Here is a 10,827-nt window from a genome sequence, read left to right as displayed (position 1 = left end):
GTAAGGCTCCCAGTAGACGACTGGGTTGATAGGCCGGATCTGGAAGCACGGTAACGTGTGGAGGTGACCGGTACTAATAGGCCGAGGGCTTGTCCTCAGTTGCTCGCGTCCACTGTGTTGGTTCTGAAACCACGAACAGCCAACGGTTGTTGATTGTTTCATAGTGTTTCGGTGGTCATAGCGTGAGGGAAACGCCCGGTTACATACCGAACCCGGAAGCTAAGCCTCACAGCGCCGATGGTACTGCAGGGGGGACCCTGTGGGAGAGTAGGACGCCGCCGAACAATTTTTGGGAAAACCCCCGCACCTTCCGGTGCGGGGGTTTTCTGCGTTTAGGGTGTGTCCATGCGCTATGACCTGGTCATCTTCGACAACGATGGCGTCCTCGTGGACAGCGAGCCCATATCCAACAGGCTCCTGGCCGCCTATCTGACCGAGCTGGGACACCCCACTTCGTACGAGGACTCCATCCGGGACTACATGGGGTCGGCGATGCATCGGATCCATGAACTCGTGCTGGAGCGGACCGGGCAGCGGCTGCCGGACGACTTCGACGATGTCTTTCACGCGCGGGTGTTCGCCGCATTCGAGCGGGAGTTGAAGCCGGTGGCCGGGGTGGCCGGCGTACTGGAGAAGCTGGCGGCGGACGGGGTGCCGTACTGCGTGGCCTCCTCCGGGAGTCATGCGCGGATCCGGGTGGGGCACCGGACGACCGGGCTCGACCGGTGGTTCGGCGAGGACCGGATCTTCAGCTCGGAGGATGTCGGGCGGGGCAAGCCCGCCCCGGACCTGTTCCTCCACGCGGCCGAGCGGATGGGGATCGCGCCCGAGCGGTGCGTGGTCGTGGAGGACTCTCCGCTGGGCGTACAGGCGGCCGTGGCGGCCGGGATGGACGTGTACGGGTTCACCGCGATGACGCCGGCGGCGAGGCTCGCGGGCGCGGGCGAACTCTTCTCCCGCATGGGCGAGTTGGCTGACCTGCTGGTATGACCCCGGTCGGACGTCCGGGCTGACATTTGTCACGCGGACCTCCGGACGTTCGTTTCTACTGCCGGACCCCGCCCGGCGGCGAAGCTGAGGGCATGACGAAGAAGACGGGGACCCAGGGCAAGAACCCGAGCGTGCTGGACAACTTCAGGCCGCTGCTGATCGATGTGGCGCTGCCGCTCGGGTCGTACTACCTCTTGAAGGACGCCTTCGGGATGAGCACCTTCGCGGCGCTCGCCGGGAGCAGCGTGGTGCCGGCCGTGCGGACCGTGTGGAGCCTGGCCCGGGAACGCCGGACCAACCCGCTGGCCGCTCTCATCCTCGTCGTGAACGTCGTCTCGCTGGTGCTGAGCTTCGTCTCCGGCGACCCGCGGCTGATGCTCGCCAAGGACGGCGCGGTCAGCAGCACCGTCGCGGTCGGGATCCTTGTATCCGTGGCGCTCGGCAGGCCGATGATGACCACCGCCATGAAGCCCTTCCTGGTCAAGGGAGACGCGGCGCGGGAGGCCGCCTGGGACCGGCTGGTCTCGGGCCGCGCGGCCGGCTCGGACGCGTTCCGGCGCAAGGAGGGGGCCTTCTCCCTGGTGTGGGGCGGGGCGCTGCTGCTGGAGTGCGTCGCCCGGGTGGTCGGCGCCTACACGATCCCCGTGGACACCATGGTCTGGCTGGGCGGGGTCATGGTGACGGTGGTGCTGACGGCCGCGTTCGTGGTGAGTGGCGGGGTGGCCGCCGAGCCGATGGGCCGGCTGCTCGATGCCGAGGTGGCGGCCCGGGCCGACCGGCGCGAGCCGGTCGTGGCCGCCTGACCACCGATGCGAGCCGGATGAAGCTGAAGGAAATTCATCTTTGGCTGGATCTACCCACAGGTAGCCCGGGGCCCTACTCTCGCCGCCATGACTGATGTGCTGCGGCGCGGTAGGGCCTCGTTGGCGTTCGCCTTCTTCGCCCAGGGCGTGGCCTTCGCGCTGCTGGTGACGCGCATCCCGGCCATTCAGGATCGGTACGGCGTCTCCGACGCGCTGCTGCCGGTCTTTCTGGCGGCCGTACCGATCCTCGCCGGGGTGGGCAGCGTGACCACCGAGCGGTTGGTCAGGCGGGTACGGCCCAGCCGGCTGCTGCGCTGGTCCCAGCCGGTGGTGCTGCTGGCGCTGCTCGGGGTCGCGGCGGGCGGGCACGGGCAGGTGGCCGCGCTGGCGGTGGCCCTGGGCGGCTTCGGTCTGGCGGTGGGCGCGCTGGACGCGTCCATGAACATGCTCGGCGTCAGCCTCCAGCGGTCGTACGGACGCAGCATCATGCTGAGTTTCCACGCCGTCTACAGCCTCGGTGGGATCGTGGGAGCCTCGCTGGCCTGGGCCGGGGCGCACTGGCACCTCGCGCTGTGGGTGTCGTACCTGCCGGTGGTGGCCGTTCTGCTGCCGGCGGTGCTGGTGGGGAGCCGGTGGTACGTCGACGGGGGTGCCGCAGCCGGGGCTGCGGGTGAGCCGGGCGGGGGCGGGGTTCCAGCGTTCCGGCTGCTGCTGCCGCTGTGTCTGGTGATGACCTTCGCCTACATCGGGGACTCGACGGTCTCCAACTGGAGCGCCAAGTATCTCCAGGATGTGCTGGGCAGCTCGGAGCAGCTGGCGACCGTGCCGTACAACGTGTACATGGTGACCACGCTGCTGGGGCGGGCCATCGGGGACTTCGGGGTGCGGCGGTTCGGGGCCGTGGCGGTCGTACGGCTGGGGGCGCTGGTGGCGGCCGGCGGGTTCGCGGTGGTGGCCGTGGCGCCCGGCGCGTGGCTCGGGATGCTCGGGTTCACCCTGCTGGGGCTGGGGCTGTGTGTGCTGGTGCCGCAGACGTTCGCGGCGGCGGGGAGACTGTTCCCGGGGGCTTCGGATGCGGCCATCGCGCGACTGAACATCTTCAATTACGTGGGTTTTCTGATCGGTTCGCCGCTGGTGGGAGCCCTGGGCGACGCGTGGAGCTATCGCGGGGCCATGCTCGTACCGATGATGTTGGTGCTGGTGACGTTGGGGTACGCCAGGTCGTTCGCCACTCAACCGGACCGATACGGTGGCGGGCATGAGCGGCCGCGCACAGCTGATGTGGGACGAGGCAGTAACGGGCTATGACTTCGGTCCGAACCATCCGATGGATCCGGTCCGGCTGGAGCTGACCCGCAGGCTGGTGGGCGCCTTCGGGCTGGACCGGGAGCTGGAGGTCGTGGCGGCGAAGCCGGCCGGCGAGTCGACGCTCCGGCTGGTCCACCGGGAGGACTACATCGACGCCGTGAAGGCCGCGTCGGCAGATCCGGCGGGAGCCGACGGGGCGTACGGGCTCGGGACGCTCGACGATCCCGCGTTCGCCGGGATGCACGGGGTCTCCGCGCTGATCGCGGGCCAGTCGGTGGGGGCGGCCGAGGCGGTGTGGCGGGGGGATGCCGAACACGCCGTGAACTTCGCGGGCGGGCTGCACCACGCGATGCCGGGCGGGGCGTCGGGGTTCTGCATCTACAACGACGCGGCGCTCGCGGTCGCGCGGCTGCTGGAGCTGGGGGCCGAGCGGGTCGCCTATGTGGACGTCGACGTGCATCACGGGGACGGGGTGCAGGCGGCGTTCTGGGAGGACCCGCGGGTGCTGACGATCTCCCTGCACGAGCATCCGCATACGTTGTTCCCGCAGACCGGGTGGCCCCAGGAGACCGGAGCGGGCGCGGGGGAGGGGGCCGCGGTCAACGTGGCGCTGCCGGCCGGGACCGGGGACGCGGGGTGGCTCAGGGCGTTCCACGCCGTGGTGCCCGAACTGCTCGCCGAGTTCCGGCCACAGGTCCTCGTCTCCCAGCACGGGGCCGACACGCACTTCGAGGACCCGCTGGCGCATCTGGCCGTCTCGCTGGACGCGCAGCGGGCGGTGCAGGTGGCCTGTCACGAGCTGGCGCACGAGTACGCGGGCGGGAAGTGGGTCGCGCTGGGCGGGGGAGGGTATGCGGTGGTGGACGTCGTACCGCGGTCGTGGACGCATCTGGTGGGGATCGCGGCGGGGAAGCCGGTGGCGCCGGAGGCGGTGATCCCCGAGGGATGGCGGCGGGACGTGTTCGCCCGGACGCGGCAGCTGGGGCCGCAGCGGATGACCGACGGCCGGTGGCCGGTGAGTTGGGCCTCGTGGGAGCAGGGGTACGATCCCGCCGATCGCTTGGATCAGGCGGTGCTGGCGACTCGGCGGGCGGTGTTCCCGTTGCGGGGGCTTCTGCCCTGAGCGGCACGCGTCCCCGCATCCTTTAGGCCAACCGTGCGGAATTCCCCGGTTTCCGCCCCGCCCGCACCCCCGGTGGGCCACCATCGCACCCGTGTTGACCCCCGCCCGACTCCGTGCGTACCTGCTGGCCGTTCGGTTGGCCGGGGTGGTGGCGACCTCGCGGGAGGACAGCCTGCGCAGTTACCGGCTGTTCGCCGCGCGGGATCCGCGCGTGCTGATCGGTATTGACCCCGAAGGGGTCTGGGGGCAGCGGGAGTTGCTCGCGTTGATGGCGGAGAAGTGCGGGGTTTCGGCCGATCCCCGGTACACATCCGGACCGGATGTGATCGATCCGGAGCGTACGCTGGCCGCGCTGGACGCCTTCGCCGGGCGGATCCGGGAGGTGGCCCGGCGTGGCGCGCCCGTGCTGCTCGGCACCGGGCACCCGCAGCGGCTGCTCGGCTTCTACGCCGGGTTGGCGGGCGCGCTGTCGGCGGCGGGATGTGAGGTCCTCACACCGGCGCAGGGTCGCTGTGTCGACATATTGACCCGGTTCGGTCTACGCACTCTTCGCCTCGACTACGTACGAGGGGTTGCCCTGGTGCGGGAACCGGCGGGCGAGCGCCCCGGTTGTGAGCCGGGTGCCCACAGCCACTCGCCGCTCCCGGTTCGGGTCGCGCTCGAGGCCGTGATCCATGCCGGCGGACCGCTGCCCGAGCTGGTCGTCGGCGACCACGGCTGGGTCTGCGGCGCTGGTCAGCTGGGGTTCGAGGCCATCGGCCTGGCGGACACCGACGATCCCGCGCTGTTCGTGGGGCAGGCCGAGGGGCGGGTGTCCGTCGTCGTTCCGGTTGATGACGCAGTGCGGTCTAGTTACTACCTGCCGCTCACCCGCTACGTGCTCAATCGAGCGTGTCTGTCACAGTAGGCCGCCGATGGGTGCACCTCTTCCCCACTCGCATCACCCGCCCCTAGTCTGGGGAGTGAGCACGCAACGACGAAGAGTCACCGGAAGGGGAAGCCGGTGGCCGTCGAGTGCGGAAGGTTCAGGTGTGTCATGGCTGCAGCTGGCGAGAGGCCTCTGAACGAGGTTCAGTTCCTTACCGTGGCGGAGGTCGCCTCGGTGATGCGAGTGTCGAAGATGACCGTGTACCGCCTGGTGCACAGCGGTCATCTGCCCGCGATCCGGGTCGGACGGTCCTTCCGCGTCCCGGAACAAGCGGTACACGAGTACCTCCGCGACAGCTATGTGGGGGTGGAAACGGCCTGACGGCGACCCCCTCGTAACCCGGGGGTACCCCCTCGATTACGACCTCGGCGCTCGGTTGGGTAGGCTAGCCCCTCGTAGGTCGTGTGGGCCCATGGCGCCCAAACAACCGAGTGATGAGAAGTGAGCGAGGGTAGTCGTGGGCTCTGTTATCAAGAAGCGGCGCAAGCGGATGGCCAAGAAGAAGCACCGCAAGCTGCTCAAGCGCACGCGCGTTCAGCGCCGCAACAAGAAGTAAGCGGCGACGCGAGCGTGATCTGTGGCCCCCCACCAGCACTGGTGGGGGGCCACAGGCATATACCGATGGGGGAAATTCCGTCCCCTCGGGCTTTCGCGGTCATCACAGCGCAACGTCGACCGGCTAGGTTGGCCGCACAGGGGAACGCGGGATACCGGTAACGCGGGAAGGAAGGCGCTGATCTTGGGAAGGGTCGTGCTCGTCACCGGAGTGGCCCGGCAACTGGGCGGCCGGTTCGTGCGGCGGATCCAGCGGGACCCGGAGGTCGACCGGGTGATCGCCGTGGACGCGGTGCCCCCGGCCCACCATCTGGGTGGAGCCGACTTCATCCAGGCCGACATCCGCCAGCCGACCATCGCCCGGGTACTCGCCGAGACGGGCGCCGACACGGTCGTCCACATGGACGTCACGGGCACGGCACTGGGCGGCGGCAGCCGGGCCACGGTCAAGGAGACCAACGTCATCGGCACCATGCAGCTGCTCGGAGCCTGCCAGAAGTCGCCGACCGTGCAGCGGCTGGTGGTGAAGTCCAGCACGAACGTCTACGGGTCGGCGCCGCGCGATCCCGCCGTGTTCACCGAGACCACCCCGCCCAAGTCGCTGCCCAGCGGTGGCTTCGCGAAGGACGCCGTCGAAGTCGAGGGTTATGTGCGCGGGTTCGCCCGGCGGCGGCCGGACGTCGCTGTGTGCGTGCTGCGGTTCGCCAACATCCTCGGGCCGACCGCGGACACCCCGCTCGCCTCGTACTTCGCGCTGCCCGTGCTGCCGACCGTGTTCGGCTACGACCCGCGGCTCCAGTTCGTGCACGAGGACGACGTCATCGAGGTGCTGCGGATCGCCTCGCACGAGCCGCGCCGGGGCACCCTCAACAGCGGCACCTTCAACATCGCCGGGGACGGCGTGCTGCTGCTCTCGCAGTGCTCCCGGCGGCTCGGGCGGCCCACCGTGCCGCTGCTGCTGCCCGCGGTCACCTGGGCCGGCTCGCTGGTCCGTACGCTGGGTATGACGGACTTCTCACCGGAGCAGATCCGGCTGCTCACCCACGGGCGGGTGGTGGACACCGTCCAGATGCGCGAGACGCTGGGCTTCACGCCCAAATACACGACGGCCGAGGCCTTCGCGGACTTCGCGCGCGGCCAGGCCCCCGGGCTGCTGCCGCCGGAGGCCCTCGCCGGGGCCGTCGACCGGGTCGCCGCGCTCACCGCGAAGGCGGGCGGCCACCCCCAGACGCACAGCGCAAACTGAGGAGAGCGGCAACGATGGCGGACGCCAAGGTCATTCCGTTCGACGACGACCGGTCCCGCGGGAGCGCCGCGCAGCGCCCGGCGCGCCGCCGGAGCGGGGGGAGCCGACGCGGCGGGCTCGGCGAACCGGGGGAGCTCGGGGCCGTCCAGCCCCTGCCGGGCCGGGAGCGGGCACAGGAGAATGGGCCTGTGAGCCGCGAGGAGGAGCCGCTGGAGGCCGTAAAGGCCGACGGGTGGGACGGCGGCCTGGAGCGGCGGGTGGCGGCCGGGCTGGCCTTTCTGCGGCGCCGGCTCACCGGGGACTACGAGGTCGACGACTTCGGTTACGACGAGGAGCTGACCGACCAGGTCCTGATGTCGCTGCTGCGGCCGGTGTACGAGAAGTACTTCCGGGTCGAGGTGAAGGGCATCGAGAACATCCCGGCCGAGGGCGGGGCGCTGATCGTCGCCAACCACTCCGGCACCCTGCCGCTGGACGGGTTGATGATGCAGGTCGCCGTGCACGACCACCACCCGGCCGGGCGCCACCTGCGGCTGCTCGCGGCCGACCTGGTCTTCGTGCTGCCGGTGGTCAACGAGCTGGCCCGGAAGCTGGGGCACACCCTTGCCTGCGCGGAGGACGCGGAACGGCTGCTGGGCCAGGGTGAGCTGGTCGGGGTGATGCCGGAGGGCTTCAAGGGCATCGGGAAACCTTTCAGCGAGCGCTACAAGCTCCAGCGGTTCGGCCGAGGCGGCTTCGTCTCGACGGCACTGCGGCAGGGCGCGCCGATCATCCCGTGCTCGATCGTCGGTGCCGAGGAGATCTACCCGATGATCGGCAACGCCAAGACCTTGGCCCGGCTGCTGGGCTTCCCGTACTTCCCGCTGACGCCGACCTTCCCGTGGCTGGGTCCGCTGGGCGCCATCCCGCTCCCGACGAAGTGGACGATCCAGTTCGGTGAGCCGATCGCGACGGACGGCTATCCGCCGGAGGCGGCAGAGGACCCGATGCTGATGTTCAACCTGACCGACCAGGTCCGGGAACAGATCCAGCACACGCTGTACAAGTTGCTGGTGCAGCGGCGTTCGGTGTTCTTCTGAGGAGGCCGAGCCTGTTCTTCTGAAGAGGCCGAGCCTTTCGTGGCGGAATGCACGGAAGCGCTGGATCAAGACCGCTGGAGCCGCCGGTCGGAGGGCGGCGCAGCTGTTCGAAGACTGCGGAGCGGTGCGAGGGCGGCAGACAAGGGGGCCCAAGTTGCCGGTGCAGCGGCGGTCGGTGTTCTTCTGAGGGATCTGACGAGGGGGCCAAGGGCTGTACGACGAGGGGCGCCCCTGCTCGGAAAGGGGCGCCCCTCGCTGCCGTGGCCGTACCGGGTCAGTCCGTGTCCTCGCCGTCGATGCCCAGGCCCGGTAGCAGGTCCGGGATGAGCGGCGGGATCGTGACGTCCGGCTGGTTCGACGGGGACTTGCCGGCGGACGGGCTGCTGCTGCCCGTGCCGGTCTTCGGCGGGTCGAGCAGGCCACCCGTGTCGCCGCTGATGAGGCCCTCGCCGCTGCTGCCGGTGGCCGAGCCGCTCGGGTCGCCCGTGCGGGCGTGCTTGCCGGTGGACGGGGTGCCGCCGGCGGAGCTGGGCGCGGTCGACCGGTCGCTGCCGGAGGAGCCCGTGGACGCCGCCCCGGAGCCGCCCTGCCGCCTGCCGTCGCCGGGCTGGGCCGGCGGCTGGGGGAGCAGGGACTGGAGCGGGGCGACCTCTTCGTCTATGGCGTCGAAGACCGAGGAGACCTGCTGTTTGACGTCTCCCAGCTGCACGGGCAGCTTGTCGCTGAGCGCGCTCCAGGCTTCGCGGTGGGATCTGGAGAAGGCCGACAGGGCCTGGATGGGTCCGAGGGAGTCCGGGTCGGCCTCATAGGCGGCGTGCAGCAGCCGGTGCCCCTCGGTGACGTCGTGCTGCATCCCGGACAGGGTGCGGCGGATCTCGCCGATGGACTCGTGGTCGAGGTGGCCGCCCCGGCCCCGCTCCAGCAGCCGGCGGGCCTCGCTCAGCCGGGTGGACGCCTGGTCGAGGTAGGTCTGGCCGCGCTGGTCGTCGCCGTCGGCCAGATAGTTGAGCTTGAAGTCCTCGATGCCGCGTTTGAGGCCGTACAGCGAGTCGCCGGGCAGGGCGTCGGAGCTGGCGGCGGCGACTCCGCCGAAGGCCCCGGCGGCCACGCCCACGCTCAGCCCGCCGGCCGCGAGCCCCTTGGTCAGTCTCGAACGCGGGCGCAACTTGCCCAGCGGGCTCGCCCGGTGCGCACCCCTGCCCCGGTGCGTACGCTGCTCCGGTACCGATGCGTCCGCCGCCCCCGCGCTGCCTTCCTGGAGCATGGCCTCCATCGCGGCCACCAGCTGGGCCCGCTGGACGACCTTGACGTCCGGGTCGAGCTGCGGCTTGGGCAGCGCGCCGAGATCCACCGTCAGGGCCAGCAGCGCGCCCTGTTCGGTGTGTTCCTCGGCGGCCGGCGGTGATTCCGCCGGTGCTGCGGACTGCTCGGCCGCCGTGTCCCGGTCGGACTGCTCCTCCAGGGCCTGGGCGAAGGCGTTCGCCCGCCGGTGCGCCGAAACGTTCGCGATCACTGGCGGCACCTCCTCTCGTCATGACGGTCGACTCCCCAGGGGGTCCTGAGGGTTGCACGCCCACGACCACTTCCCCACGATCGAGTGATCGGGGATGGCCAGGACGTGACCACAGGGAGCCTGTATCCCGCACAACGAGTGGCGCGGCACTTGGGTTACGGACGGCGGATGATCGGATCAGAAAGGCAACCGGCTTTCACTCAACGTGAGTTGGCCGTCGCCCACGGTTGCCCCGCTCAGCGCACGTCGTCCGGCAGCAGCCGGGCGAGGGTGCGTACGGCGCGGTACTGGAGGGTCTTGATGGCGCCCTCGTTCTTGCCCATGACCCGGGCGGTCTCGGCGACGGAGAGGCCCTGGAGGAAGCGGAGCGTCACGCACTCCTGCTGCTGCGGGTTGAGCCGGCGTACGGCGTCGAGCAGGGCGGCGTTCGACAGGGACTCCAGGACGGAGTCCTCCGGGGAGCGCTCGACCTCGTTGGCGTCGAGCATCTCGCCGGTGGTGACCTCGAGCCGGAAGCGGCTGGACTTGAAGTGGTCGGCGACCAGGTTCCGGGCGATCGTGACCAGCCACGCGCCGAAGTCGCGGCCCTGCCAGGTGAAGGTGCCGATCCTTCTGAGCGCCCGCAGAAAGGTCTCACTGGTGAGGTCCTCGGCGGTCGCACGGCTGCCGACCCGGTAGTAGATGTACCGGTAGACGGTGTCGCTGTACTGGTCGTAGAGCCGCCCGAAGGCCTCGGCCTCGCCGTCCTGGGCGCGTTCGACGAGGTCCATCATCCGGGCGCTGTCGCTGTCGGCGGCCGGGCGGCGGGTGGTGGCCGCGCCGGTGGCACGCCCTCGTCTGCCGACGGCGGCGCTGCCGTCGGCCAGTGCATAGCACGGGCCTGCCGGCGCGGCGGCGGCGAAGGCGGGGACGGCGGACGCGGTGGGGACGAAGCCGCGCAGCATGTCTTTGACCGTCGCGACCGTTGCGCGCAGCGTAGCCAGGCCCGAGGCGTCAACCCCGACGTGTGGGTACACGGGACTCCCAGAGGCAGAGCTTCCATCACGTGCAGTGCGGGACCGTTCACCCGTCGTAGCGACGGAGGGGTACCGGTTTGCGTCTGAGGAGAATAACGCTTCGTGCAGGCACTGCTACACCGAGTTGCTCAAATCATCGATTGCGTCGCATCTCTAGCCGTTTGATGGCAGGTCAAGTGCCGCAGAATGATCGGTTGTTGAACGGAAAGGGGCGTGTTTCGGTGAAGTCCGGGGCGTGTTGAAGTGGCCGCGGCATAATTCCGGGC

11 protein-coding genes and 2 rRNA genes are annotated in these 10,827 nt (G+C 70.1%); 11 read left to right on the top strand and 2 right to left on the bottom strand.

Annotation, left to right across the window (positions count from 1 at the left end; translation table 11 throughout):
* The 11 genes from ACZ7DL_RS03915 to ACZ7DL_RS03865 form a co-directional block, all read left to right on the top strand.
* Positions 1–97, top strand: a 23S ribosomal RNA gene (locus ACZ7DL_RS03915); the annotation flags it as partial.
* Positions 98–167: 70 nt separating this feature from the next.
* Positions 168–284: ribosomal RNA gene (gene rrf, locus ACZ7DL_RS03910) — 5S ribosomal RNA — on the top strand.
* 61 nt (positions 285–345) lie between these two features.
* Positions 346–990 (top strand): HAD family hydrolase, encoded by a 645-nt coding sequence (locus tag ACZ7DL_RS03905; RefSeq protein WP_470771161.1) that lies wholly within the window; start codon positions 346–348, stop codon positions 988–990.
* Between the two features lie 92 nt (positions 991–1,082).
* Positions 1,083–1,793: a VC0807 family protein gene (locus ACZ7DL_RS03900; protein ID WP_470771160.1), complete on the top strand. Its 711-nt coding sequence runs from the start codon at positions 1,083–1,085 to the stop codon at positions 1,791–1,793.
* 87 nt (positions 1,794–1,880) lie between these two features.
* Positions 1,881–3,101: an MFS transporter gene (locus ACZ7DL_RS03895; protein WP_470771159.1), complete on the top strand. Its 1,221-nt coding sequence runs from the start codon at positions 1,881–1,883 to the stop codon at positions 3,099–3,101.
* Positions 3,052–4,224 carry an acetoin utilization protein AcuC gene (locus ACZ7DL_RS03890; RefSeq protein ID WP_470771157.1) on the top strand — a complete coding sequence of 391 codons (1,173 nt, stop codon included), beginning with the start codon at positions 3,052–3,054 and terminating at the stop codon, positions 4,222–4,224. Before ACZ7DL_RS03895 ends, ACZ7DL_RS03890 begins: the two co-directional genes overlap by 50 nt.
* Before the next feature lie 91 nt (positions 4,225–4,315).
* Positions 4,316–5,131 (top strand): phosphatase, encoded by an 816-nt coding sequence (locus ACZ7DL_RS03885; protein ID WP_470771156.1) that lies wholly within the window; start codon positions 4,316–4,318, stop codon positions 5,129–5,131.
* A gap of 129 nt (positions 5,132–5,260) precedes the next feature.
* Positions 5,261–5,473 carry a helix-turn-helix domain-containing protein gene (locus ACZ7DL_RS03880; protein ID WP_121791081.1) on the top strand — a complete coding sequence of 71 codons (213 nt, stop codon included), beginning with the start codon at positions 5,261–5,263 and terminating at the stop codon, positions 5,471–5,473.
* Between the two features lie 136 nt (positions 5,474–5,609).
* Positions 5,610–5,708 carry a 30S ribosomal protein bS22 gene (locus tag ACZ7DL_RS03875; RefSeq protein WP_003948845.1) on the top strand — a complete coding sequence of 33 codons (99 nt, stop codon included), beginning with the start codon at positions 5,610–5,612 and terminating at the stop codon, positions 5,706–5,708.
* A 183-nt stretch (positions 5,709–5,891) separates the two neighbouring features.
* Positions 5,892–6,953 (top strand): NAD-dependent epimerase/dehydratase family protein, encoded by a 1,062-nt coding sequence (locus ACZ7DL_RS03870; protein ID WP_470771154.1) that lies wholly within the window; start codon positions 5,892–5,894, stop codon positions 6,951–6,953.
* Positions 6,954–6,967: 14 nt separating this feature from the next.
* Positions 6,968–8,032, top strand: coding sequence for a lysophospholipid acyltransferase family protein (locus ACZ7DL_RS03865; RefSeq protein WP_470771153.1), 1,065 nt, complete (start codon positions 6,968–6,970; stop codon positions 8,030–8,032).
* Positions 8,033–8,306: 274 nt separating this feature from the next.
* Here the strand turns inward: ACZ7DL_RS03865 and ACZ7DL_RS03860 are convergent, their stop codons facing one another.
* Complete coding sequence (locus ACZ7DL_RS03860) at positions 8,307–9,545, bottom strand: DUF5667 domain-containing protein (RefSeq protein WP_470771152.1); 1,239 nt, start codon at positions 9,543–9,545, stop codon at positions 8,307–8,309.
* Positions 9,546–9,781: 236 nt separating this feature from the next.
* Positions 9,782–10,561, bottom strand: a complete 780-nt coding sequence (locus tag ACZ7DL_RS03855) for an ECF subfamily RNA polymerase sigma factor, BldN family (RefSeq protein ID WP_470771150.1) — start codon at positions 10,559–10,561, stop codon at positions 9,782–9,784.
* Positions 10,562–10,827: the final 266 nt, after the last annotated feature.

The sequence above is a fragment of the Streptomyces sp. NPDC036984 genome (assembly GCF_055607665.1).
The sequence above is the reverse complement of the archived record's forward strand: the minus strand, read 5'-3'. Positions and strand labels throughout refer to the sequence as shown.

What these genes read in the sequence shown, in the direction of transcription:
- ACZ7DL_RS03895 (WP_470771159.1), top strand. Translation starts at nt 1,881, where the DNA reads ATGACTGATGTGCTGCGGCGCGGTAGGGCCTCGTTGGCGTTCGCCTTC.
- ACZ7DL_RS03900 (WP_470771160.1), top strand. Translation starts at nt 1,083, where the DNA reads ATGACGAAGAAGACGGGGACCCAGGGCAAGAACCCGAGCGTGCTGGAC.
- ACZ7DL_RS03880 (WP_121791081.1), top strand. Translation starts at nt 5,261, where the DNA reads ATGGCTGCAGCTGGCGAGAGGCCTCTGAACGAGGTTCAGTTCCTTACC.
- ACZ7DL_RS03890 (WP_470771157.1), top strand. Translation starts at nt 3,052, where the DNA reads ATGAGCGGCCGCGCACAGCTGATGTGGGACGAGGCAGTAACGGGCTAT.
- ACZ7DL_RS03905 (WP_470771161.1), top strand. Translation starts at nt 346, where the DNA reads ATGCGCTATGACCTGGTCATCTTCGACAACGATGGCGTCCTCGTGGAC.
- ACZ7DL_RS03865 (WP_470771153.1), top strand. Translation starts at nt 6,968, where the DNA reads ATGGCGGACGCCAAGGTCATTCCGTTCGACGACGACCGGTCCCGCGGG.